General features: G+C 38.6%; 22 protein-coding genes and 1 tRNA gene. 10 read left to right on the top strand and 13 right to left on the bottom strand.

Annotated features, from left to right (window positions below; all coding sequences use genetic code 11):
• Positions 1-105 precede the first annotated feature (105 nt).
• From HO345_RS09535 to HO345_RS09515, 5 genes are all read right to left on the bottom strand, one after another.
• A complete protein-coding gene (locus HO345_RS09535; RefSeq protein WP_253682697.1) occupies positions 106-1578 on the bottom strand; it encodes a M16 family metallopeptidase in 1473 nt (490 codons plus the stop codon).
• The gene (locus HO345_RS09530) at positions 1575-3038 is read right to left on the bottom strand and encodes a M16 family metallopeptidase (protein WP_253682695.1); all 1464 of its coding nucleotides are present in this window, start codon (positions 3036-3038) and stop codon (positions 1575-1577) included. The genes HO345_RS09535 and HO345_RS09530 overlap by 4 nt, the downstream gene beginning before the upstream one ends.
• Positions 3039-3207: 169 nt before the next feature.
• Complete coding sequence (locus HO345_RS09525; protein ID WP_253682694.1) at positions 3208-3981, bottom strand: ABC-2 family transporter protein; 774 nt, start codon at positions 3979-3981, stop codon at positions 3208-3210.
• A complete protein-coding gene (locus HO345_RS09520) occupies positions 3982-4737 on the bottom strand; it encodes an ABC transporter permease (protein ID WP_253682693.1) in 756 nt (251 codons plus the stop codon). It lies immediately after the preceding gene.
• On the bottom strand, positions 4734-5723 hold the full coding sequence (locus tag HO345_RS09515; RefSeq protein ID WP_253682692.1) for an ABC transporter ATP-binding protein: 990 nt from the start codon (positions 5721-5723) through the stop codon (positions 4734-4736). Before HO345_RS09515 ends, HO345_RS09520 begins: the two co-directional genes overlap by 4 nt.
• An 80-nt stretch (positions 5724-5803) precedes the next feature.
• Here HO345_RS09515 and HO345_RS09510 point away from each other — a divergent pair, with 80 nt between their 5' ends.
• The 4 genes from HO345_RS09510 to lplA all read left to right on the top strand — a co-directional run bounded on the left by HO345_RS09510 (position 5804) and on the right by lplA (position 8920).
• A complete protein-coding gene (locus HO345_RS09510; protein WP_366796383.1) occupies positions 5804-6256 on the top strand; it encodes a GntR family transcriptional regulator in 453 nt (150 codons plus the stop codon).
• Between the two features lie 17 nt (positions 6257-6273).
• On the top strand, positions 6274-7143 hold the full coding sequence (locus HO345_RS09505; protein ID WP_253682689.1) for an ABC transporter ATP-binding protein: 870 nt from the start codon (positions 6274-6276) through the stop codon (positions 7141-7143).
• Between the two features lies 1 nt (position 7144).
• Positions 7145-7840 (top strand): hypothetical protein, encoded by a 696-nt coding sequence (locus HO345_RS09500; protein WP_253682688.1) that lies wholly within the window; start codon positions 7145-7147, stop codon positions 7838-7840.
• An 84-nt stretch (positions 7841-7924) separates the two neighbouring features.
• Complete coding sequence (lplA, locus tag HO345_RS09495; protein WP_253682686.1) at positions 7925-8920, top strand: lipoate--protein ligase; 996 nt, start codon at positions 7925-7927, stop codon at positions 8918-8920.
• Positions 8921-8923: 3 nt separating this feature from the next.
• On the opposite strand, the gene HO345_RS09490 is transcribed toward lplA, so the two are convergent.
• Genes HO345_RS09490 through HO345_RS09475 form a run of 4 tightly spaced genes read right to left on the bottom strand, consistent with a single transcriptional unit; the run spans position 8924 to position 12689 of the window.
• Complete coding sequence (locus HO345_RS09490) at positions 8924-9526, bottom strand: ATP-binding cassette domain-containing protein (RefSeq protein ID WP_253682684.1); 603 nt, start codon at positions 9524-9526, stop codon at positions 8924-8926.
• Positions 9510-9902, bottom strand: a complete 393-nt coding sequence (locus HO345_RS09485; RefSeq protein WP_253682682.1) for a DUF1667 domain-containing protein — start codon at positions 9900-9902, stop codon at positions 9510-9512. The genes HO345_RS09490 and HO345_RS09485 overlap by 17 nt, the downstream gene beginning before the upstream one ends.
• A complete protein-coding gene (locus HO345_RS09480; RefSeq protein ID WP_253682681.1) occupies positions 9895-11223 on the bottom strand; it encodes an NAD(P)/FAD-dependent oxidoreductase in 1329 nt (442 codons plus the stop codon). The genes HO345_RS09485 and HO345_RS09480 overlap by 8 nt, the downstream gene beginning before the upstream one ends.
• Positions 11220-12689, bottom strand: a complete 1470-nt coding sequence (locus tag HO345_RS09475; protein WP_253682680.1) for an NAD(P)/FAD-dependent oxidoreductase — start codon at positions 12687-12689, stop codon at positions 11220-11222. The genes HO345_RS09480 and HO345_RS09475 overlap by 4 nt, the downstream gene beginning before the upstream one ends.
• 114 nt (positions 12690-12803) lie before the next feature.
• Between HO345_RS09475 and HO345_RS09470 the strand changes: the two genes are divergently transcribed.
• Positions 12804-12876: transfer RNA gene (locus tag HO345_RS09470), tRNA-Lys, on the top strand.
• An 8-nt stretch (positions 12877-12884) separates the two neighbouring features.
• Here the strand turns inward: HO345_RS09470 and HO345_RS09465 are convergent.
• The 4 genes from HO345_RS09465 to HO345_RS09450 all read right to left on the bottom strand — a co-directional run bounded on the left by HO345_RS09465 (position 12885) and on the right by HO345_RS09450 (position 17617).
• On the bottom strand, positions 12885-13868 hold the full coding sequence (locus HO345_RS09465; protein ID WP_253682679.1) for a Fic family protein: 984 nt from the start codon (positions 13866-13868) through the stop codon (positions 12885-12887).
• 50 nt (positions 13869-13918) lie between these two features.
• Positions 13919-14836, bottom strand: coding sequence for a M28 family peptidase (locus HO345_RS09460; RefSeq protein WP_253682678.1), 918 nt, complete (start codon positions 14834-14836; stop codon positions 13919-13921).
• A gap of 22 nt (positions 14837-14858) precedes the next feature.
• Positions 14859-16697, bottom strand: a complete 1839-nt coding sequence (gene pepF / locus HO345_RS09455; RefSeq protein WP_253682677.1) for an oligoendopeptidase F — start codon at positions 16695-16697, stop codon at positions 14859-14861.
• A gap of 80 nt (positions 16698-16777) precedes the next feature.
• Positions 16778-17617, bottom strand: a complete 840-nt coding sequence (locus HO345_RS09450) for an SH3 domain-containing protein (protein ID WP_253682676.1) — start codon at positions 17615-17617, stop codon at positions 16778-16780.
• 115 nt (positions 17618-17732) lie between these two features.
• On the opposite strand from HO345_RS09450, the gene HO345_RS09445 reads away from it, so the two are divergent.
• The 5 genes from HO345_RS09445 to HO345_RS09425 all read left to right on the top strand — a co-directional run bounded on the left by HO345_RS09445 (position 17733) and on the right by HO345_RS09425 (position 23520).
• Positions 17733-18311 (top strand): 2'-5' RNA ligase family protein, encoded by a 579-nt coding sequence (locus HO345_RS09445; RefSeq protein WP_253682675.1) that lies wholly within the window; start codon positions 17733-17735, stop codon positions 18309-18311.
• 98 nt (positions 18312-18409) lie between these two features.
• On the top strand, positions 18410-19018 hold the full coding sequence (locus tag HO345_RS09440) for a TetR/AcrR family transcriptional regulator (RefSeq protein WP_253682674.1): 609 nt from the start codon (positions 18410-18412) through the stop codon (positions 19016-19018).
• A gap of 175 nt (positions 19019-19193) precedes the next feature.
• Positions 19194-20939 (top strand): ABC transporter ATP-binding protein, encoded by a 1746-nt coding sequence (locus HO345_RS09435; protein ID WP_253682673.1) that lies wholly within the window; start codon positions 19194-19196, stop codon positions 20937-20939.
• The gene (locus tag HO345_RS09430; protein ID WP_253682672.1) at positions 20932-22671 is read left to right on the top strand and encodes an ABC transporter ATP-binding protein; all 1740 of its coding nucleotides are present in this window, start codon (positions 20932-20934) and stop codon (positions 22669-22671) included. Before HO345_RS09435 ends, HO345_RS09430 begins: the two co-directional genes overlap by 8 nt.
• Positions 22672-22878: 207 nt before the next feature.
• Entirely contained in the window at positions 22879-23520 is a 642-nt protein-coding gene (locus HO345_RS09425; RefSeq protein ID WP_253682671.1) for a DNA alkylation repair protein, read from the top strand.
• Positions 23521-23683 lie beyond the last annotated feature (163 nt).

Genomic DNA, 23683 nt, shown 5'->3' with positions numbered 1-23683 from the left:
TATAATGAGAATGGACTCAAAAATCAAGACCGATAAGAATTTTAACTCTTTAACCGGTCTTGATTTTCAATTTTGAATTAAGGTTTTTGGATTACCTTAAAGTTTTTATTTTTTTACATTACCGGTAAATTTCATAAACTTGGATTTATCCAGTTTTGACAAGGTAGCGGAATCCGCAACGACCATCCAGCTTACTTTTCCGTTTACTATATAATCATTTGTAACCCTTATAATATCTTCAGAAGTAATTGCATTTATCTTGTCTATCATTTTTAAATACTCATAAGGATTTCCGTAATAGGCTTGGCTGTACATAATTTGAGCTGCTGCATCCGAATTGGTAAGTTGGTTTCCGAAAAAGCCGTTGATAAATTTGGATTTATAGGCTTCAAGGTTTTCGGGAATGGGGGCATAAGTGTTTCCGCTTGATTTTGTTACGCTTCCTTCGCCGGATTTTATTCCCTGTCCTTTTAGGTTAATTGTTTGTCCTGAAGCTAATACTGCAATCGCTTCATCAAAGGCTGTCTTTGCTTTTGTGGGTTTATCCGATTTAAAGACAACAAGGGAGCCGTAGGTTGAATTAAATCCGTGAGCGTTTGTCCATACCGAATAACAAGCCGCATTTTGAGTTCTTACAATTTCAAAAAGAAGTTCGTTTAAGATTGTATAGGTAAATCTTAATGTTGTAAAATCTTTTGATTGTACGGGCGGAATGATATAGTCTCCTCTTATGTAAGCAATTCCCTTGGACTCTTCAAAGGCTTCCGTAAAAAGATTTTGTTTTATGTCAAGCTTTTTTACTTCAGGTATCTTATTTTGTTTTACAGGAATTTTACCGATGGTTTTGTTTAGTTGGGAAATGAGGCTTGAGGGGTTAAAGTTTCCGACTGCAACGATGAACATTCTATCGGCTGTAAGTTTTTCGGCATACCATTGTTTTAACTCTTCAATTTTCATAGCTGAAACTGAGCTTTCCGTTCCGTCTTTTTCGATAGAATAAGGATGCCCCTTAAAAATTTTTTCGTGAAGCTTTGTTACGGTAAAATCATAAGGATCGCTCATTCTTTTTTTGATGTCCATTAAAGCCGCTTTTTTTACAAGCTCCAATTCTTTTTCATCAAAGACAGGATTTATGATCGAATCGGTAAAAACATCGAGCATTTGATTCCAGTATTTGTCGATGGTAGTCAAATTGAGCCACGAAAGATCTATTCCGGTATTTGCACTCATAGCACTTGAGTTTTCTGAAGAGATTCTTTTTATGTCTTCATAGGAATATTTTTTTGAACCTCTCAGCATCATACTTAGGGTTAAAGATTCCAAACCGTCTTTTCTTTGGGGCATAAGGGCGAGACCGCCTGAATACACGACACTCATTGTGAAGATTCTATTGGTATCTTGTTTTTTTACAATTACCTTAATGCCGTTATCCAAGCTATATTCACTGATCAAGGGAACATTGGACTTCATAAAGCTGCTTGCATTTTCAAGCCCGTCAATTTTCGGGGCGGGCGGAGTTGTTTTACATGAAAACAACAGTGCAATTATACATAGTGTAATAAATATCTTTTTTTTCATTTTTTATCTCCCCACCAAAAACAATTTTCTCTGGTTATAAGATTAAAGTTTTCTTTTTTAAATGCTTCAATTTCATTTTTGTAGTCTTCGGCATTCATTCTTACAATGACAATCGGATAGTTTTCCAAAATATATTTTTGTAAAAATGAATCGATATCGGCCTTTGTTACTTTATTCATATTTTTAAGATAATTGAAAAAGTAATCGGCAGAAGCTGATGACCACCAAAAGGATAGAGTTTCAACAAAGTCGTCCGGTTTTTCTAAGCCTAAAATTTCAGCATCTTCTAATTGGCGTTTTACAACTTCAAATTCTTTTTTTTCAAAATATGAGCTGTTGTTTTTTGTTTTTTCTATTTCATTATAGATTGCTTTTTGAAAATCTTTAGCCCGTTTTCCCGTAGGATTTGAAGGGTCAACAAAGGCTACTGTGCCGAAGCTGATTTGGCCTCCATCCCTTTGGGTATAATAATTTGCCCAAGTCTGATCTTTTTCATAAAGATTGGGAACGGCTTCAAAGATATTTTTTTTAAATTGACCTGAGGGCAGATCGTAAAGCGAGCCCCAGATATCGGCTGAGTATGTAGGCTTGGGTTCCCTTACTACATCAGGGCCCCTCATGTACATATAAAAAACGGCCATACCTTTATAGAAACTGGGATCCGGATATACGAGATAAAGAGGTTCTTGTACGGCAGGGAAAGCTTGAGGATCCGGCATGGGGTTCCAAGGATCTTTTCCTTTTTCCCAGTCTCCGTAGTATTTTTTTACTTCATTGTAAACCTCTTTAGGATTTACATCACCTGCAACAAAGATTGCCGCATTATTGGGAATATAATAAGTCTTTTGCATTTCTTTAAGCATTTCAGGAGTCGCAGCTCTGATAACCTCATCATATCCTCCGACATCACGTCTCCACGGATATTTTGAAAACATCCTTTTTGTTACAGTTGCACTGATAGGAGCTCCGGGGTTAGCTCGGTTTCCGTTGATTTCGTTACATACTACATCTTTTTCGATTTCGAGTTCTTCTTTATCGAAAAGAGGATAGCGCATTGCATGAGACCAGAACTCCAAGCCCTTATCGGTTTTGTCGGAAGGCAAGGTTATGTAGTAGGTTACATATTCTGTGGAAGTTCCTCCATTCCAGCCTGCTACACCCAGCTCCGTCATCGCTGCAGCAAATTGTGTTTCGGTTTGATACTTTTTATTTCCTTTAAAGAGCATGTGCTCATATAAATGGAAAATTCCGCAAGTTTCCGGCGTTTGGGTAAGGGCTCCGCACCTAAATGTTACCTGAATGCGGGTAAGGGGTACTGCATGGTTTTCGAGTACAAAGAGCTCCAAACCGTTATCAAGCTTAAAAAAGCTCAATCCCGGAACAGGTGTGGATTCGGCAAACACAGGGCTGATCAGCATTAAAATGACAAGCATTGCCGAAAAAACTTTGATACGTTTCATTTAATTTCCTCCATAAAAATATTAGATCTAAACATTATCACTTAGATCATAAAATAATTGTAACACAGGTATTAAAATTTTTCCAGCTAAAAATTATTTTTTTCTTAAATATTGGAATTTCTTATTGATTGTCTATATAATCAGGCCGTCTTTTTTCGACGTGTTCCCCCTAAAACCCTGTTCCTTCATATTTTTTTATACTTTTTATAAATAATAGATATCCGATTATAAATATAATTATGGAATATATCGGCAAAAGAATAAATTTAATATTAAATGAATATTTAGATAAACTAAAAGCTGCAGGATAAAATGCTATCATTGAAACAGGAAAGATATATGTTAAAATAAACCTGATAAACGCACTATAAATAGATATGGGATATTGAGCAAAATCAAGCATATCCATTAAGGGCGAAAAAGCTTCTTCTATTTTAGGATATTTTATAGAAAAAGATGAAACTATCAAAAATATGCCGATAATGCCGAGAGTTCCTGCACTTAAAAATAAGAATAAAGATAAGATAGTTACTATACCTAAATTTAGGGTATAAGCCGAGTATATAAAGATTAATAAACCGGTAATAATTCCAAAGACTTCGGATAGAGCAAAATTATCAAAGGTAATATATAAAAAAGGATTAACCGGAAGTTTTAATACTAAACTTAATTTACCTTGCAGTATATAAGTATTTGAATACCAAAGTGTCCAAGCAAAGAAACAATAAAAAACACCGACTGAAATTGTGTACAAAGAGTAAATCAGCAAACATTCTTCTCTATTAAATCCTTTTATTTCAAGAGTTTTGTTAAAAATAAAAACAAGAACCAATATTCCCATTATGGAATTTAAGACTCTAACAATTAACCATAAAATAGAATCATTTTTAAAAGAAAGCTGTTCTTTTATTTTTAAAACCAAAAGCTTATAACAATAATTCATTTATCCGCCCATTATCTCTATTTTTTTTATTGCCGTTCTATGAAAAATATAGGTAAACACCAAAAGAAAGAATATCCAATATAATTGTTTTGATATTAAATTAAATGATTTTAAATTACTGTTATTTAAAACCTCAATAGGAATTTGATACAGCACTCGAAACGGTAAATAATTTAAGATTTTTTGTAAAACTTCAGGAAAAAAATCAAAAGGAATCAATGCACCTGAAAAAAATAAAAATAAAATATTTTTAATTTGAATAAAGCCTTCATTGTTACCGTAAAAGAAAACGCATAAACCGATAATATAAGCCGTAAACCAATTAAATAAATATGCACAAAAAATCGAAAAAATAAACAAACATAAGTTTATGATGCCGTGATAGATATTTATATCAAAAAATAAAATTAAAACTATAAGCAAGGGCAGGGATTTTAATATAAATCTTGTAAGAGCTGCCGCAAAATCTTGTAAAAAGATATTAAGGCCGAAATTAATCGGTCTTAATAAAAGAAAGGAAATAGAACCGGTTTGATAAATCGTTTGAAAATATCTATCCGTATTTACGCTGATAAAAGAACTGACTATAGTTATAATTGCAAAATAAGAAATATAGTCCGCATTTCCTATTTGAGACCAAACCGAAGATTTTATTAAAAATAAAAACAATAAGGAAAATATAGAAAAAACGGCCGATATTTTAAAATATAAGTGCTGTTTAATATTTAAAGAAATAATTCCCAGTAAATATTTCATTCCGTTTTTTTATCCTTATAATAATTTAATAAAATTTTAGAAAAATCTTCATTTTCAATTTTTATATCATAAATATTTTCTTTATCATCTAAAGAATTAAAAATTTCTTCCATTGTAATCTGTTTTTCAACTTCAAACGAAATACTGTTCTTTTGAAGATCTTTATCTATAATGTTAAAATTGTTTTGTAGTTTTTTGGTTAAATCAATATGCTTTTTATACAAAAGTGTAACAATTTTAGACTTATTGTAAGATTCTATAAATTCATGAGTTCTTATATCTTCTTGTAATTTTCCGTTGTTTAAAACCAATAATCTTTCCGATAAATTGATTATGTCATCGGAATTATGAGAAATTAAAATTAAAATAATATCATTAGATTGTTTATAAGTTTTTATCAGATTATAAAATTGCTCTTTTACTTCAAGATCCAAGCCTATTGTCGGCTCATCTAAAAGAAGGATTTTAGGATTATGAAATAAAACCAAAGCGATTTCACACTTCATTTTTTGTCCTAAAGACATTTCTCTAATAGGCTTTTTTAAAAGATTTTCAAGCTTAAATAAATCAATAAGAGTGTTAAGTCTTTTATTTGCTTCATCTTTTTCGATTTTATAAATAAGCCTAAAAGGCTCTAAGGATTCTCTAAAAATCATATTCTGATAGAGCTGACTTCTTTGACCGAAGATGACGCCGATATTCCGTTTGTATTCTTTTTGATTTTCATAGATGTTTTTGTGATTGAATAAGATTTCTCCGCTCGTAGGCCGTAAAATACCGGAAATAATTTTTATTAAAGTCGATTTCCCCGAACCGTTTTTTCCGACTATCGCAACATTTTCATTATTTTCAATCTTGAAGGAAATATCCGTTAAAGCCTTAACTTCAGAATAATCGGGTTTAAACATATCTTTTATGATACCTAAAAGGCCGAATCTTCTTTCCTGCGTTTTATATGTTTTGTTAATATTTTTAAGTTCTATCATACTTTAAGGTAGATTATGACAAACATTATTAAAAATGTCAAGATTTTTGTCTTTAAGTAACTTTAAATTTTTGTATTAAAATGTATCTTTTTTCAATTTTCCTCTTGACAAAGATTGTTATTCTGTATATATTTAATATATACAGAATAACAGGAGACGGAGTAAGAGTGAATATTTTTTTAAATAATTCTTCAGGGGTTCCTCTTTATGAGCAGCTTTCAGAACAGATAAAAAATCAAATTTTATCAGGCTCTTTAAAAAAAGAGGAGCCGATGCCTTCGATGAGGGCCTTGGCGGCATCTTTGCGTGTGAGCGTCATCACTACAAAGCGGTCTTATGAAGACTTGGCCCGCGAGGGCTTTTTGTATTCGGTTCCTGCGAAGGGGTATTTTGTTGCCGATGTAAATTTTAAAAAGATTGAAAAATCAATAAAAAAAAGCATTGAAGAAAAATTAAAAGAAGTTTGCGGTCAAGCAAAAAAAATTAATCTAAATGCTGAGGATTTATATGAAGTCCTTAGACGTATTTATTAGACTTATAGGGGGTGTTTATGATATCTGATGATGTATTAAAAATCGAAAAACTTAAATTCTCGATAGGACGAGGGAAAAAAGCTTTTTCGTTAAACGATATTTCTTTTTCGGTTCCGAGGGGCTGCGTTGCGGGTTTGATAGGAGAAAACGGTGCAGGGAAAACAACTCTTATCCGCCTCCTACTTGATATGTTCTTCCCTGAAAGCGGAAAAATCTTTCTCTTTGGTGAAGAGCTTAAAAGAGAGAATATAGAAATAAAGGAAAAGATAGGCTTTGTTATAAACGATAATTTTTTGCCTATATTGTATACACCTAAAAAACTTGGAAGATTTTTTTCGGGTGTTTATAAAAATTGGAATCAGGACCTTTACAAAAAATATCTAAATGATTTTAAAATTCCTACTACAAGACTTTTGACTGCCTTGTCTTCGGGAACTATGCAAAAACTTCAAATTGCTATAGCCCTCTCCCACGGGGCAGAGCTTTTGATTTTAGATGAGCCTCTTAATTTTTTAGATCCTGTTTCCAAAAAAGAATTTTTGGATCTTTTAAGAAACTTTATGCTCGATGAAAATCATTCGATTTTAATTTCGAGCCATCAAACAAATGAACTTGAAAAAATTTGCGATGAGATTGTTTTTATAAGCGAGGGTAAAAAAGTTTTTGATTCTTCTTTAGAAAATATAAATAAAAATTACGGGCTTTTAAAAATAGATGAAAAAACTTTTAAGTCATTGTATAGTAATGATTATATCGGTTATAGAAAAACCGATTATGCTTATGAAGTTTTGGTTTCTGATAAGGAAAATCAAAGATTTACCGGAATGGTTTGCGAAGATGCAAGTCTTGAAGATATTATGTATTTTTATACGAGGAGAAAAATTTAAAATGAAAAAAATAAGGGCTATAATATTTAATTCTATGCATAGTGTAAATTTTGTGTTGGGCGGAATTTTTTGTTTAATAGGTTTTATCGAAATGATTATCGGTATGCTGATTCCAATACCATTGGCAATGAAGATATTGTTTTTTCAAGGTTTAATATTTTTTTGTTATGGCCTTATTACAAATCAGTTTAGTCTATATGATCAAACTTTGGTTTTTATCTTAACGCCGGTAAGGGGAAAAGAATTTTTTAAAGCTAAACTTATTTATTCGATTTTTACTTCCTTTTTTGCGCTTATGTTTTTAGGTCTTATCTTATTTTTAATAAATATTTTTATTCCGATATGGGATCTTAAATTTATGATTTTTATAGGGCCTATTTTGTTTCCGTTTATAATTGCTTTTAGTATGATCTTATCAGCCTTGTCCATTAAAGGCGGCCTTCTCAGATTTATTATTATTATGATTGTAGGATACGGTTTATTTCCTTCATTATCTATGATGATGATTTCAGATTTGCCTAAATTGGAATTGATAAAATCTTTTTTTGAAAGAGTATCGTATCCTCTGTTTCTTCTTGCGGTTTATATTATTTCTTTGCTTATTATTTTAGTTTCTTATTTTATAGGTATAAGGAATTTTAACAAATTCAGGTTTAAAAGTTTTATGATTATGAATCAACGGAACAGGCAGGGGTAGGGAGAGGTATTTTTGAATAGAGATAAAATAATCGGATCAGGTGCTCATATTGAATAAAAATTTATTTTATTGTATAGTGATTTTATGAAATACTTAGAAACTTATTCAAATGATCCTGAATATAATTTGGCTTTTGAGGAATATTGTTTTAGGCATCTGCCGCTTGAAAACGATGAATACTTTTTTTTATGGCAGAATGGACCTGCCGTAATTATAGGTAAAAATCAAAATGCTTATCAGGAAGTAAATGATGACTATGTGAGCGAGCATAATCTTAAGGTTGTCCGCCGCATAACCGGAGGCGGGGCCGTATATCACGACCTCGGCAATCTAAATTTTTCTTTTGTTGCAAAAACAAAGGAAAATCAAATGATTGATTTTAAACGCTACTATATTCCAATTATAAATGCTTTGGAAAAAATCGGCGTTAAAGCAGAGCTTTCCGGCAGAAACGATGTTACTATCGACGGACAAAAATGTATCGGTGCTTCACAGTCTGTTTGGCAGGGCAGGGTTTTGAGTAACGGCTGTATTCTTTTTGATGTCCGCTTGGAAGAACTTTCAAAAGCTCTTAATGTGCGTAAAGAAAAGCTTGAATCAAAGGGGGTAAAAAGCGTTCGTGCCAGGGTTACAAATATAAAGCCACATTTAAAGCGGGATATTTCGGTTTTGGATTTTAAGGCCGAATTATTAAAAGCCATCTTTGAGCTTGAAGGTCAAGAACCTGTAGAATACAAACTTTCCGCCTCGGAGCTTGATGGTGTAAAAAAAATATATGCCGAAAGGTTTTCTCTTAAAGAATGGAACTATGGAGCTTCTCCCAAGGCCGAATACTCCCACTATGAAAGGTTCCCCATAGGAAGTATTGAGGTGTTTTTTAACATTAAAAATGCAAAGATTTCCGATTTAAAAATTCACGGAGACTTTTTCGGTACAAAGGATGTTGCCGAAATTGAAAAACTCTTGGAAGGTTGCGAATATGAAAAAAATGCCGTAAGCAAAAAACTCGCGGAAACCGATTTAAAAGCCTATTTCGGTGCAATCGAAAAAGACGAATTTATTGGAATGTTTTTTAGGTAAGGCTTATATCTCAATTATCTTGTCGGCGATTTTTTTTGCAAAGGGTGCATCGTGGGTTACGCAGACTGCGGTGCGCTTTTCTTTTTTGACAATCGATAAAAAAAGATCGGCAACCTTGTACTTATTTTTTTCGTCGAGGGAATCGAATGCTTCATCGAGAAGAAGAAGCGGAGCGGGATAGCTTAGCGCTCTGGCAAGCCCTGTTCTCCTTTGCATTCCTCCTGAAAGCTCGGCGGGTAAAAAGTTTTCAAAGCCGGAAAGGCCTAAAGCTTCTAAATAAAAAAAAGCCTTTTTTTTATTTTCAAGTTTTGAAGAATTTTTTGAATTCAAAACATATTCTATATTTTCTACGGCAGTTAGATGAGGAATAAGGCGCATGTCTTGATAGGCCATTGCATAGTTTCCGCGAGCCGGCCGGTTTTCTATTCTTCCCGATTTTAATTCAAGATTCCCTGAAATAATTTTTAAGAGGGTGCTTTTTCCGGCCCCCGATTCGCCTAAAATACAGGTAACTTTTTGTGCAGGGATTTCAATATTGAGGTTTTGAAAAACCTTATGCTTTGAGTAATAAAAAGTTCCCTCATGTATTTTAATCGGCCTTTCCATTTTTAATCCTTACTGAGCGGCTTGCGACTATATCTATTCCTGTGTTCAGCACATTTTCAATTATTACATCACCCATCTTTTTAGGAGCTTGAGTTTTGACTGTGTTTATTTCTTTCATTACATCGAAGATTAAGGCCTTAGGAATTGGACTTGAGGTTTTTACTGGAAGGGAGGAAAGAACTCCGCCCTCGATTATTACGGTAGAGCTGATGTTTCTTCTAGGGTCCTTAATTTCCTGCATCGCGTAAAGTTCGCCGCCCTTGCATAAATTTCCTGCAACGGTAATTTCTCCCGACTCTTCTTTAAATACCGAAAGTTTACAGCCCCGCGGACAGGACACACATGTAAATTTTTCTTTTATCAATTCTCTACTCATCTAAAATTACCTCCGCAGTTATGTCTTGGGTTAGGGTCTTTAAAGTAATAAAGTTTAGGGGAATGTTTATCATCTCGGACGGAACCATCTGACTTGTTTTCTTTTGTGCAAGAATTTGTTCACCAGATTTGATTATTAGGCGGGCATTTTTATAAACCGAGTCAACTCTCATAAAGAGGGAAGCTCCGTCGATGTTTCCCGTATTTATTTTATTCGGAACAATGTAACGGATTCCTTTTTTAGCCGTTGTTTTAATAAAAGCAGAACCGGAGGAGTTTGTGGCGAATTTATTTTCCGCGGCTTCACCCTTTTTATTTTTTTGGACAAAGAGGGCTGCGTTTTTTCCGGCAGTTCTGCTTTCTTTTGTAACAAAGTCTACAATGTCATGAACATGTAGAACATTTCCGCAGGCAAAGATTCCGCTTGTTTCGGTTTCCATTCCGTTATCGACAAATGCTCCGTTTGTTATCGGATTGATAGCTATGCCTGCCTTTTGGGTAAGCTCGTTTTCGGGGATTAGACCTACGGAAAGAAGCACCGTATCGCAGGAAAATTCTTTTTCGGTTCCGGGGATTTCCTTAAAGGAAGAATCTATTTGGGCTATTGTAACTCCCGTAACCCTGTCCTTTCCGTGGACGCAGGATATGCTGTGGCTTAAAAAAAGAGGAATACCGTAGTCTTCAAGGCATTGGGCTATGTTCCGGTTTAGGCCGCTTGAGTAGGGCATGATTTCGACAACCGCCTTTACCTTGGCTCCTTCTAATGTCATGCGGCGGGCCATAATTAAACCGATGTCCCCTGAGCCGTAGATTACTACTTCTTTTCCGACAGAAAGGCCTTCGATGTTCATAAGGCGTTGAGCCATGCCTGCATTAAAAACTCCGGATGGGCGGTAACCTTTTAGTGCGATAGCTCCTGCCGTGCGCTCTCGGCAGCCCATAGCAAGCACTACGGCTCCTGCTTTTATTTTTTTTAATCCTTGTGCACCGATGAGGGTAATTTCTCTTTCCTTTGTTAAGTCTATTACCATTGTATTGAGGAGGATATCTATGTCTTCTTTTTTTACCATGTTTATAAAGCGTTCTGCATATTCGGGGCCGGTTAATTCTTCTTTAAATTCGTGAAGGCCGAAGCCTGCATGAATACATTGATTTAAGATTCCGCCGAGTTCAAAATCCCTTTCTATTATGAGAACGGAAGATGCTCCGTTTTTTTTGGCTTCGAGGGCTGCCGCCAAACCTGCAGGGCCTCCGCCTATAACGGCGACCTCGTATTCGTTCTTGCAATTGCTGCAATCTTTTTTATCGTTTATGTTTATCATTCCGCACCGCCCTTTAGTTTTCCGTAAACAATCGGAGAATTTCTTCTGTCCTTTTGAATTTTTTCAATCGGAATTTTTAATTCTCTTGAAAGGATTTGGAGGACATGGGGCTCGCAAAAGCCTCCCTGACATCTTCCCGAACCGGGGCGTACCCGCCTTTTTATGCCGTCAACCGTGCGGGCTCCCGCAGGGCGGTGAATGGCCTCGACGATTTCTGCTTCGGTTACGGTTTCGCAGCGGCAGATAACATGTCCGTAGAGCGGATTTTCTTTTATAAGAGAATCCTGTTCTTCTGCACTAAGGCCGGCAAAATGTCCGATTGCTCTTCGATTTTCGTTAAAGTTTTTCTTTTTATTGAAGGGAATTTTTAAGTCATCGGCTTCTTTTTTTACGAGCTCTGCAACATATTCTCCGATGGCGGGAGCCGAGCTCAACCCCGGTGATTCGATTCCGCCTGCGTGTATAATTCCCTTGGAATTTTTTGAAGCATATATCATAAAGTCTCCCGTATCGGGCCTTGCTCTGATCCCTGCAAAAATACGGATGGTGTTTTTAAAATTGAGGGAGGGTACGGTTTTTAGAGCCTTCTCTTCTACCTGAGCCAAACCTTGGGCTGAAACGGAGGTGTCTTCGGCATCGTCGATATTTTCTGCTGAAGGACCGACTAAAAAATTCCCGTGATAGGAGGGAAGAACTAAGATGCCCTTTCCCATCTTTGAGGGGGCCTGAAAACAGATGTGATTTACAAGATTGGTATAGCTTTTATCAAAGAGGCGGTATTCCCCGCGACGGGGGAGAATTTTAAAATCTTCATCTCCTGCCATCTTTGCAATCTTATCGGAGTAAAGTCCCGCTGCATTTATCACCAGCTTGGTTTTAAAACTTTTTTCTTCCGTTTTGTTTGATTTGGTTTTAATTGTATAGGCTTCGTTTTCTTTTTCAATTGCGGTAACTTCGTTTTCAGGAAGAAAGTCAACTCCGTTTATTACGGCATTTTCCATAAAGGCAGCCGTCATATCGAAGGGACAGATTACCCCTGCTGTTCCGCAGTAGAGGGCTCCCAAGGCTTCTTTTGAAAGATTGGGTTCTTCCTTTAAAAGCCTTTCCCTGTTCCAGATTTCCAAGCCTTCAACTCCGTTTTTTAAACCCCTTTCGTAGAGGGTGGAAAGTTCTTTTTGATCTTCTTCGTTAAAGGCGATTACAAGAGAGCCTAATTGTTTAAAGCGCAGATCCAATTTTTCTTTTAAGCTGCGCACTAAAAAATTACCTCTTACATTTAGCTTTGCCTTTAAAGAGCCTTCTTTTGCATCATAGCCCCCGTGAATAATTCCGCTATTGGCTTTGCTTGTACCGCAGCCGAATTCCAATTCTTTTTCGAGGACGGCTATTTTTAATTCGTACTTGGAAAGTTCCCGTGCAATGCAGGCGCCTACGACTCCTGCCCCAATGATGATTATGTCGTACATATCCTTTGATAATATCACTATTTTGAGGCTTAGTCTATATGAAAAAAAACGATTTTTCTTCGGTATAGCATTGACTTTTTTTTTAGATTTTTATATAATCAAGACTCGTTTTACGGGCCATTAGCTCAGCTGGTAGAGCAACAGACTCTTAATCTGTGGGTCGCAGGTTCGAAGCCTGCATGGCTCAATTTTTGACTATTTTTTATCTACGATTTGCCAATAGCCGTTTTTGTCGGCACCGATGCGTTTGATTATACCTGCTTTTTTTAGCTCCGAAATTTTTCGGCTTATGGTTACCCTCGATTTTCCCATTTTTTCGGCAAGCTGTTCATATGATATTTCAGGATTTTCTTTTAAGTATTTTATTATCGGATTTACAGTCTCATTTACAGTCTCATTTACAGTCTCATTTACAGTACTTTTTTTGCGGCTGTTTTTCATTGTTTTGACTATTATTTCAAGCATAAAATCTATAAAAATACCTGAATCGTTTTCATCCGTGCTTTGTTCAAGTGCCTTATAATATGCCGCTTGATTTTTTAAAATCATATTTTCGATGGGGAGGTGAATAAATATAGGATTCCAATCTGCAAGAATTCTGGAGTGCCATAAGCGTCCCATTCTTCCGTTTCCGTCTTCAAACGGATGAATAAACTCAAACTCATAATGGAAAACGCAGCTTTTGATAAGGGGATGGTAATCGCTATTTTTAAGCCAATCGAATAAATCGCTCATTAAAAATGGAACTCGGTCAGCAGGGGGGGCTATGTGACTTATGCCGTTTTTTCCGGCTATACAGACTCCTCCTTTTCTAAAGTGTCCCGGATTATCGAGAAGACCCATAGTTAAAATTCCATGGGCTTTTAATAAGTCTTTTTCTTTATAAGGATTGAAGGACATACATTTTTCATAAACCTTAATTGCATTCTTTACTTCTTGAACTTCTCGCATGGGAGCTATAACATGTTTCCCCTCAATTAAGGCAGTAACCTGTTCTTCGGTTAATGTATTACCCTCAATTGCAAGAGACCCCTGTATCGTTTTCATTCGGTTTATTTTACGCAGCCTTACACCGTCTTCTTGTTCAAGTCTTATTTTGAAGCGTTCCATGTCTGCGGATATTTGAGAAATCAAATTTATAGCTTTTGACGTAATTTTAAATGGAGGTTCGTAACTCATACCCCTCTATTATAGAAGATTTTTAAGATATAGTTAAGGGGTTTTAAATTTTAGAGGTAATTCTCTGCCAAGGCTGTAAGATATTTTTCGGTGAGGGTAAAGGCTTCGCTATTAAGAGTTTCAATCTTGTCATCAGCGGTATGCATTAACTGCCATGTAAATGGAATTATTTTTTCGAAGGGGGAACCTTGGGGCGGTTTTTTATTTTTTATTACCATGTCCGTGAGCTCGCCCATGGCAGTTTTGTTTTGGCCGGTGAGTTTTTCTTTCGGGAGGCAGTGTAAAAGAGTCTCGGCTTCTTTTCTTGGAAGAACGGTTATGACTTGCGCAAAAAGGCCGGCGGCGATAAAGCCTGCATTGTCGCTATAAGCCGTCAGCATTGAAAGCCATTGATTGGGACAAGCTCTTTGAGCTAGAAGACCGGCCCTCTTATGCAGCTCGTCTAGCCTTTTTGTCTTTGCTTTATCCCGTCCGAAAATTCCCGAACGTGAAAGGATTAGAGTGTCGCCTCTTCCGCACATGTCGAATACAAAGATATCGTCCCCATCCATTTTAAGCTTTTTTAATCCTGTTCCGAGAGTGTAAGCTCCTTGTTCTTTAAGGCCTGCGGCTCCTGCTTCTTCCCCGTCCGTAAAGATGATTTTTATGTTGTGAGGTCTTGTGTAAGAGCATAGTTTTTTTGCAAAGTTCATGAGGATAAAACAAGAGGCTGAATTGTCGTTAGCTCCCTGGGTATCGGGAGCCCTGTCATAGTGGGCTGTAAGGGTCTTCATTTTAAAGTTCTTATCGTAAAATTGTGCAGGGTATTTTATGATGATATGTTTTTTTTGTGCAAGGCTTACTATGCTGTGCGGAACACTGTGAGCACTTAACCACTGCGATATAAAATCACAGCGGTTAAGGTCTTTTTTTAAAAAGGCTTTAAACAAATCGGAATTAGGCAGCTTATCTTCATTTTCCTTAATCATCTTTGTTAAAGCCCCTTGGGTTTTATTTTTTTAATTCTTCAAGAGCTTTTTCGAGTTCGTCTACAATCTTTGCAAAGTTATCGCATGCTGCCTGTACTGGAGCCGGGCTTGCCATATCGACACCTGCAAGTTTTAAGGATTCAATCGGATAGCGTGATCCTCCCGATTTTAAGAACTTAAAGTAGTCTTCTCTTTCTTTGTCGCTGCCTGAGCAAACTCTTTCGGCAAGAGCCATCGAGGCTGAAATACCTGTTGAATATTTGTAAACATAGAAGGCTCTGTAAAAGTGCGGAATCCTCATTCCTTCCAAATCGCTTACATCTTCAAATACCATTTCGGGACCGAAGTAGAGCTCCAAAAGTTTTCTATATTCGCTTCTTAAATTTTCGACCGTAAGAGGCGTGCCGCTTTCGACGAGGGCGTGAGTAATTTTTTCGTATTCTGCAAACATGGTTTGTCTGTAGAGGGTTGCAAGAATATCGGAAGCTCTAACGCTCAAAAGATAGGCTCTCATTTTTGGGTCGGTACTTGTTTTAAGCATGTGCCTGAATAAAAGCTCTTCGTTAAAGGTAGAGGCAACTTCGGCTTCAAAGATTGTGTAGTGATAGCAGGGGTAGGGGTTGTTTCTTACCGAATACCATGAATGCATGGAGTGGCCGCCTTCGTGCACAAGGGTGAATACATCACGGATAACATCTTCTTTATAGTTCATAAGAATGTAGGGATCGCTGTCATATCCGCCTGCCGAAAAGGCACCTGAGCGTTTGCCCTCATTTTCGTACTTATCTACCCAGCCGTTTAAAAGACCGTTTCGGATTGTTTTAACATATTCTTCTCCGAGAGGTTTGAGGGCCTCGGTGATGATGTCGACGGCTTCGTTATAGGGGGTAACTTTTTTTACCTCGCTGACTAAGGGCATGTAAACATCATAGTGGCGGAGTTCTTTTAGGCCTAAATGTTTTTTTAACATGCTGTAGAATTTATGTAAGGGTTTTAAATTCTTATGAATGGTATCTACGAGGTTATCATAAACGGCTGTAGGAACCTTATCTACATAGAGGGATTTTTCTCTGGCAGAAGCATAGCCCCGTATTTTTGCAAGGGCGACATTTTGCTGAACCTGTCCCGTGTACAGGCTTGCAATTGTATTTTTATGTGCGCCGTATACGCCGTAAAGCTGCTTATAGGCCTTTTCGCGCAAAGCTCTGTCGGGGTTTTGCATAAACTTTGAATAAGAAGATTGGGTTAGTTTTATATCCCCTTCTTTTGTGGTGATTGTACCGAAATCAAAGTCTACATTGGTTAAAACCGAAAAGGCTTGGCTAGGTGTGCCGTGAGGCTCGCTTAAAAGGCTTAAAATCTTTTCTTCCTTGTCGGAAAGGGTATGGGGTTTTAGGTACAAGGTCTTTTCTAAGGAAACCTTAAAATCTGCAAAGTCTTTTCCTGTGGGGCTTGAAGGGTCAATCCATGAGCGGATTTTTTCTTCAGGGATTTCCATGATGGCGGGCATGAGCCAGCTGGTGGCAGCCGAAAGCTCTGTAACGGTCATCATGTATTTACTTATTCGTTTGATGTTTTCGGGATCTCCCTCATTTGAAGATTTTTGTAAAAAGGCATAGTTTCCGACCTTTTCCGCAATTCTATCAACTCCCGTTGAAGCCTTTAGGCAGGCAAGCAGGGTTGCCGCATCGATTGTTTCAGGCTTGGAAAAAGCTTCTTTATATTTTAAGATTTCTTTTCCGCCTTCCGGAATAGAAGCAAGGGCTGCTTCCCATTCTTCTTCATTCTTAAAAAGTAATTCGATATTCCATTTGTCGCTTTTGGCGATCTCGGAACGTTTAGGTGTAGTTGAGTTTTTCATATCATTACTATACAACAATGCCGATAAATAGGCAAGAGTCTTAATTTTTTTTAATCTAAGCTATAAAATCTTATGGATATCTACTTATCGCTTTTAATAAAATTTTCTCCGTCCCATAAATATTGTGTAACGGTAATTTTCGGTTCTAAAGGTTTCTCATTTTCCCATTTTGTAACAGTTCTGATGAGCTTTACTCTATTTCCGTTAAATTCAAATTCTTCTTCGGTTTCTGACTCCATGTACTCAAACTCGTTGTCAAGTCCGGCAAAATACTCTAATGAACCATTCGAAAAATAATAATAACCCTTGCTGCTCCAGCCGATACCGCCATCGCTGAAACCGCTTTTCGTAATAAGAAAGCTTACTTTCGGTATCAAGTTTTCACACACTTTTATCGAATAGGAGGTATCTTGTGATACTTCATATTTAGAAAAATTCTCCAGAGGAATAGGTTTACTACTCGATTTTTTTATAAGTATATGATTTTTATCTACATTATAAAAACTCTCCTTATACTCGGAAACTCCCACACCCTTTTGTTCAGTAATACACAGACATGCAAAAATCTCATCTTCTCCGTCATTATCGATATCTCCTACAGCCTCTTTGCAGGAAATGTATCTTCCGCATATATAACCTCTTCCTTTTTCACAAACGATTCTGTACCATGGTGCATAATACCCTCCCTCTAAAATCCAGCCCCATTCCTCCCTACACCCAATAATCTCGACCGCATCACCCAAATTCAGTTGAAAAAGTTTTTCTCCGGAAAGGCTCGGCTCGGCTCGAACATTCACTTTGTTATCAATAACATAATGGACGGAATTGTCATCATCATCTGTGATTATGGCTATGTATTTTTGTGCACATAAACCTATCGTGCTTGCAAGAAACAGAAAATAAAAGATTAAGTTTTTCATTTTATACTACCTCAAATGTATCGTTTTTATAAGTGTAATATATTATACTTGTTATAAAAAATCAACCTTTGAAATAGATAGAACGATTTGCATATTCTATGCTATAATCACAAGCATGAAGCAAAACAATATTTCGCAGCAAACGCATTTTATCGGTGTCTTATTGCCGGAGGATATAAGTCTCAGCCTTGAAGATTGCCGGCGATATATGAACAGGGCTTACGGGTGTAAGTCAGGCCATGGTACACCAATCCATGTTACTCTTGTACCTCCGTTCAGATTGCAAAAAGACTATTCAACGGATGATTTAATAAGAGCGATTGAAAAAGGAGTCTTGCCTAAGGGCTTAGGTTTTACCGCTCATATAGATAATTTTGATGCGTTTGGAGATAGAACTCTTTTTGCAAAAATAGTTGCAGATGAAAATTGGACAAGGCTCCGTGATGAAACCGTAAAAGCAATTTTGAACGCCTGTCCGGGCTGTACCAAAAAAGACCGGAGGCCTTTTCAGCCTCATGCCACTGTTTCAAATCGGGATATTCCACCGGGGGTAACGGCAAAGGCCCTTCAGGTTATGAATGAACTGAATATTGTGGAAGACTTTCCGGTTGATAATATCACGATTTTTGAACGGAAAGCCAACAGGTGGGAAGCGGCGGTTAGTATGGAGATGTCCATGCATATCCAAATATAAAGTTATAGAATAACTTCCTCCAAGTACCTTGACAATAAAACGGATTAGTTGTATATTTACATGTGTTAGCTAACACTGTATACAAAAAGAGGAGACTTATGCCGAGGGACAAAACTGCAAATCATATAAAAATTATGGCCGCAGCAAAAGCCGAATTTATGGAGAAGGGCTTTGATAAGTCCTCCATGCGAAGTATCAGCAAACGCTGCGGTATGACGGCTGCGGGAATATATCGGCATTGTGTAGATAAAGAAGATCTCTTTGATCAAATTGTCGCTCCTGCAGTGGACCGCATAAATGCGTGGCTGGATGCACATGTTGCGCGATATGTGGGTGCGGTGAATCACAAGGAACACATTCAGTGGCGCGATTCCGAAATCGATATGATGCGCGAGATAATCTATCCGAATATGGAGGAATATCATCTATTACTGGCAAAATCACAGGGCAGCAAATACGAGCATTTCCTCCACGATCTTACAGAGGGGCAGCAAGCGCAGCTTTTACAATATCTGCCGATGTTGAAAGCGCAAGGATACGCCGTAAAAGACATAGATTCAAAGGAGCTGCATCTTCTGCTTTCGGCATATACGACCGCGCTCTTTGAACCGGTTATCCATAATTACAGTTTGGAAGAAGCATTACATTGTCTGAAAGCGGTGGAGGCATTCTTTGTTCCGGGTTGGAAACAGTTATTCGGGTTTTAAAGATTTTTAATAGATAGGACTTCTAAAAAAATAACCGCCAAGACGCAAAGAGCGCAAAGGGAAATTAAGGGGAAGCTGAACAGGTAATCCTTTAAAAACTTTGCGTCCTTTGCGCCTCTGCGGTGAGTAATTGAAAGTTACAGTTTTTTAGAAGTTCCCGTAAGGAGAATTGCTTATGAAGGAAAAAGAAAAAAGTCCTTCGCCTATCGCGTGGGCATTGGGACAAACAGGGGAACACAAAGGACAATATGTTCTAAGTGTTATCCTCGCAGTTATCGGCGTGGCCTTTTCCATCGCACCGTATTTTGTTGTTGCCGGCATCGTACATGGTTTGATGGGCGGAAACAAAGACCTTTCATATTATATGATACGCTGTCTGATTATTGCAGCGTTTTGGTTTTGCCGTGTACTGTTTCATGCGCTTAGCACATCGACAAGTCATAGGGCAACGTTTGCAGTGCTCGGGGAAATCCGAAAACGCTGCACGGAAAAACTGACAAGAATGCCGCTGGGTGCGGTGTTGGAGCAAAGTTCCGGGGCGCTCAAAAATATACTCATCGAACGTATCGACAGCATTGAAACGACACTGGCGCATATCGTTCCGGAGTTCACCGCAAATTTACTGATCCCCGTCATCATTTTGATCTATATTTTTACCATTGACTGGCGTATGGGGCTGGCTTCTCTTGCAACGATACCGGTTGGCTTTTTCTGTTACGGTCTTATGATGAAGGGCAGTCCTCAATTTTATCAACGCACGGTTACAGCCACAAAGGCGCTCAATGATACGGCGGTTGAATATATCGGCGGTATTCAAGTCATTAAGGTTTTCGGAAATACAAAAAGTTCCTACGACCGCTTTGTGCATGACGCGTATGAAGCCGCTCACAGCTATATCGATTGGATGCGCTCCTGCATTCTCACCTTTACATTTGCCACGGTAATCATGCCCGCCACAATGGTTTCCGTGCTCCCCATCGGCGGTCTTTTGGTAAAGGGAGGATATCTTTCTCCGCAGAATCTGGTAACAATCATTATTCTGTCCGTCGGCATCATCACACCGCTTATAACCTTGATGAGTTATTCGGACGACTTTCGAACCATGGGAACCATCTTCGGTGAAGTTCAAAGTATTCTGTACGCGCCGGAAATGGAGCGCCCTGTAGACGGAGCAGTTCCAAAGAGAAATACGCTGAAGCTGCAGGATGTTCGTTTTTCGTATAAGGAAAAGGAAGTGCTTCACGGCATTTCGATGGAAATCCCGGAGGGCAGTTTTATTGCGCTGGTCGGTCCTTCCGGCAGCGGAAAGAGTACCATTGCGCGCCTCATCGCTTCGCTCTGGGATGTGAGCAGCGGGAAAATTTTGCTGGAGGATACGGACATTTGTGAAATTCCGCAAGAAGCATATTCGGATAAGATTGCCTTTGTCTCGCAGGATAATTATCTATTCAACATGACGGTTAGGGAAAATATCCGCATCGGACGGGCGGACGCAACGGATGCGGAAGTGGAGGACGCGGCAAGACAAAGCGGTTGCCATGAATTTATTTTGGAACTGGAGCACGGTTACGATACCGTGGTAGGCACTTCCGGCGGGCATCTTTCCGGCGGCGAGCGGCAGCGTATTTCCATTGCCAGAGCAATGCTGAAAGCGGCGCCCATTATCATTTTGGATGAGGCAACCGCCTACACCGATCCTGAAAACGAGGCGGTTATTCAGCGCTCTATCTCTAAGCTTACGGAGGGGAAGACGCTCATCGTGATTGCGCACCGGCTTTCTACTATTACCGCTGCCGATTGTATCTATGTAATCAAAGACGGCGCCGTTGAAGACAGCGGAACCCATGATGAGCTTCTTTCTCGTCACGGGTTATATGAAACGATGTGGAATGCACATATTGAGGTAAAAGATCATGCTTAAAGTTATTAGAAAGTTTTTTGCGTTTTGCGGTGAAGAAAACCGCCGGAAATTCATCACTTCCATTAGGCTCAATGTTATTCAGGCTCTATTTGAGGCGCTAAAGATTCCGGCGATTGCGGTGATGATTCGGGCGCTGATGAACGGAATGGTAGAAACAAAGGATATCCTGCTCTCGTTAGGGATTATGCTGATCAGCATTGCCGGATCGGGATTGCTAAAATCAAAAGCCGTTATGTTGCAGACCGAAGGGGGCTATGACACCTGTGCGAAAAAACGGGTGGAGATTGCAGAGCACATGCGGTATCTTCCGATGGGATACTTTAATGCCAACAGCCTCGGGCAGATTACGTCTATCACAACCAATATAATGGAAAGCCTTGAAAATATTGCTACCCGTGTGGTAATGCTTGTCTGCGATGGCTTGCTTACAACCTCGCTTATTGTCGTCATGTTGTTTTTCTTCGACTGGAGAATCGCCTGTGTGCTGCTCTGCGGTTTTTCGTTGTTTCTTTTTGCAAACAGCCGTCTCCGGATTGCTTCCGAAAAGGTGTCGGGAAAAAAGATACGCGCAGATGAAAGGCTCGTAGAAAAGGTTCTGGAATACCTGCAAGGGATGACCGAGGTTAAGGCTTACCGGTTGACGGGAGTTAAGAGCAAGGAATTAAATGAGGCAATCTCGGAAAACAGTAAGATCAATATTGATATGGAAATGACACTGGTGCCGCGCATAGCATTGCAGAGTTTTATCGCCAAGCTTACCGGTGTGGCAATGGTAGCTTTTTCATGCGTATTTTATTGTGCCGGAAGCATGGACGCCTTGACTGCCGTTGTCATGGTAATCTCCGCATTTATCATCTATACCAGTCTGGAAACGGCAGGACAATATTCGTCACTACTGCGCGTGGTTGATATGAGCGTTGACCGGGCGCAGGAAATTCTGAACACTCCGCAGATGGATATATCCGGAGAAAGGATTGAACCGGCAGTGCGTGATATTACTGCGCAGGATATCGCATTTTCGTATGAGAAGCGAAAGATCATCGACGGCATTTCATTGCATATCCCTGAAAAGACCACGACGGCGATTGTCGGTCCTTCCGGCGGAGGAAAAACCACCTTGGTAAATCTGCTTGCACGGTTCTGGGATGTAGACGGGGGAACCGTTATGCTGGGCGGCCGGAATGTGAAGGATTACGATATGGATTCCTTGATGGCGAATTTCAGCTTTGTGTTCCAATCGGTTTATTTATTTCACGACACCATCGCCAACAATATCCGCTTTGGCCAGCCAGGCGCTCCGATGGAGGATGTGATCGCTGCGGCAAAAAAGGCCTGCTGCCATGACTTTATCTCAAGCCTTCCCCAAGGATACGACACTGTAGTCGGCGAAGGCGGCGCAAGTCTTTCCGGCGGCGAAAAGCAGCGCATCTCCATTGCCCGCGCTATGATGAAAAATGCGCCGGTCATCTTTTTGGATGAGGCAACCGCCAACGTCGATCCCGAAAATGAAAACGAACTGATGCACGCCATCCACGCGCTCACCGCCGAAAAGACCGTCATCATGATTGCTCATCGGCTGAAAACCGTAGAGAGAGCCGATCAGATTATTGTAGTAGACCGCGGTAAGATTGTGCAGCAGGGCACACATATCCAACTCTTGGAGCAGGACGGCATTTACCGAAACTTTATCGGCGAGAGGCGCGAAGCTGCAAGTTGGAAGGTACATAAATAATTATATGGAGGTTCCCCTCACTGCGTTCGGGGCGCTACGTCCGCTGTTCCGCTACCGCTCCATTCCTCCACTGCGTTCCGGAACGCCTACGGCGCAGCTACCATCGCTAACCTGGGTGGATCTGACAGTGGAGAAAAGCTTAAAAAATGGTATAATATTAGCAAATATGTAGAGAGAAAACTTTGAAGAAAAAGGTGGTGAGTTCGTTTGAAAGAGTATATTGCGAGTTTAGAAAAAGAATTTTCTTTGGTAGAGCCTGGTTTCAAAGAGGAAGAAAAAAGAGCCTTAACCGATTATAAATCTAATGATAATGAACATATCAAGAAGTTGGCATTTTTAGCCTATAAATCCGATACCTATCAAGTAAGAATGTACGGTGTATTTCTTTTTGGACATTTATCAGAACAAGATGATATTTTAGCATTTATGCGAGATGAAGTTTCTAAAGATGATAATTGGAGAGTTCAGGAAGTATTGGCAAAAGCCTTTGATGAATTTTGCAAGAAAAAAGGATATGAAAAAGCACTTCCAATCATTGATGATTGGTTAAGAAATAATAATCCTAATACAAGGAGAGCAGTTACAGAAGGATTAAGAATATGGACAAGTAGACCATATTTCAAAGATAATCCGAATGAAGCTATTAGACGAATTGCTTCCTTAAAAAAAGATACGAGTGAATATGTTAGGAAATCAGTAGGCAATGCTTTAAGAGATATTAGCAAAAAATTTCCAGAATTAATTGAAGCTGAACTCAATAATTGGAACTTAGAAAGCAAAGAAATCAACAACCCCGACGCGAGCGTCGGGGTATGTTGTTCTCATATGGAAATACAAACACTTTTTTAATTAAAGGAGATACCGGTAATCTACTTTTTGATACTGATTATGCGGGCACAATGCGGGCTTTTTATAAGGAAATAAAGAGGCATAAAATTAGTCTTAGTGATATCACGAATTACAGACTTTTTTAACTTCCTAGTTTATCTTGGACAGATGTGATATCAAATAA

The organism is Treponema denticola, assembly GCF_024181645.1.
Lineage (GTDB): Bacteria > Spirochaetota > Spirochaetia > Treponematales > Treponemataceae > Treponema_B > Treponema_B denticola_A.
The sequence above is the reverse complement of the archived record's forward strand: the minus strand, read 5'-3'. Positions and strand labels throughout refer to the sequence as shown.

Coding starts and splice junctions, on each gene's coding strand:
- HO345_RS09480 (WP_253682681.1), bottom strand. CDS start 11,223: ATGATAAACATAAACGATAAAAAAGATTGCAGCAATTGCAAGAACGAA.
- HO345_RS09450 (WP_253682676.1), bottom strand. CDS start 17,617: ATGAAAAACTTAATCTTTTATTTTCTGTTTCTTGCAAGCACGATAGGT.
- pepF (WP_253682677.1), bottom strand. CDS start 16,697: ATGAAAAACTCAACTACACCTAAACGTTCCGAGATCGCCAAAAGCGAC.
- HO345_RS09510 (WP_366796383.1), top strand. CDS start 5,804: ATGTATCTTTTTTCAATTTTCCTCTTGACAAAGATTGTTATTCTGTAT.
- lplA (WP_253682686.1), top strand. CDS start 7,925: ATGAAATACTTAGAAACTTATTCAAATGATCCTGAATATAATTTGGCT.
- HO345_RS09505 (WP_253682689.1), top strand. CDS start 6,274: ATGATATCTGATGATGTATTAAAAATCGAAAAACTTAAATTCTCGATA.
- HO345_RS09500 (WP_253682688.1), top strand. CDS start 7,145: ATGAAAAAAATAAGGGCTATAATATTTAATTCTATGCATAGTGTAAAT.
- HO345_RS09490 (WP_253682684.1), bottom strand. CDS start 9,526: ATGGAAAGGCCGATTAAAATACATGAGGGAACTTTTTATTACTCAAAG.
- HO345_RS09475 (WP_253682680.1), bottom strand. CDS start 12,689: ATGTACGACATAATCATCATTGGGGCAGGAGTCGTAGGCGCCTGCATT.
- HO345_RS09515 (WP_253682692.1), bottom strand. CDS start 5,723: ATGATAGAACTTAAAAATATTAACAAAACATATAAAACGCAGGAAAGA.
- HO345_RS09435 (WP_253682673.1), top strand. CDS start 19,194: ATGAAGGAAAAAGAAAAAAGTCCTTCGCCTATCGCGTGGGCATTGGGA.
- HO345_RS09525 (WP_253682694.1), bottom strand. CDS start 3,981: ATGAATTATTGTTATAAGCTTTTGGTTTTAAAAATAAAAGAACAGCTT.
- HO345_RS09430 (WP_253682672.1), top strand. CDS start 20,932: ATGCTTAAAGTTATTAGAAAGTTTTTTGCGTTTTGCGGTGAAGAAAAC.
- HO345_RS09530 (WP_253682695.1), bottom strand. CDS start 3,038: ATGAAACGTATCAAAGTTTTTTCGGCAATGCTTGTCATTTTAATGCTG.
- HO345_RS09520 (WP_253682693.1), bottom strand. CDS start 4,737: ATGAAATATTTACTGGGAATTATTTCTTTAAATATTAAACAGCACTTA.
- HO345_RS09535 (WP_253682697.1), bottom strand. CDS start 1,578: ATGAAAAAAAAGATATTTATTACACTATGTATAATTGCACTGTTGTTT.
- HO345_RS09445 (WP_253682675.1), top strand. CDS start 17,733: ATGAAGCAAAACAATATTTCGCAGCAAACGCATTTTATCGGTGTCTTA.
- HO345_RS09485 (WP_253682682.1), bottom strand. CDS start 9,902: ATGAGTAGAGAATTGATAAAAGAAAAATTTACATGTGTGTCCTGTCCG.
- HO345_RS09465 (WP_253682679.1), bottom strand. CDS start 13,868: ATGAGTTACGAACCTCCATTTAAAATTACGTCAAAAGCTATAAATTTG.
- HO345_RS09460 (WP_253682678.1), bottom strand. CDS start 14,836: ATGATTAAGGAAAATGAAGATAAGCTGCCTAATTCCGATTTGTTTAAA.
- HO345_RS09440 (WP_253682674.1), top strand. CDS start 18,410: ATGCCGAGGGACAAAACTGCAAATCATATAAAAATTATGGCCGCAGCA.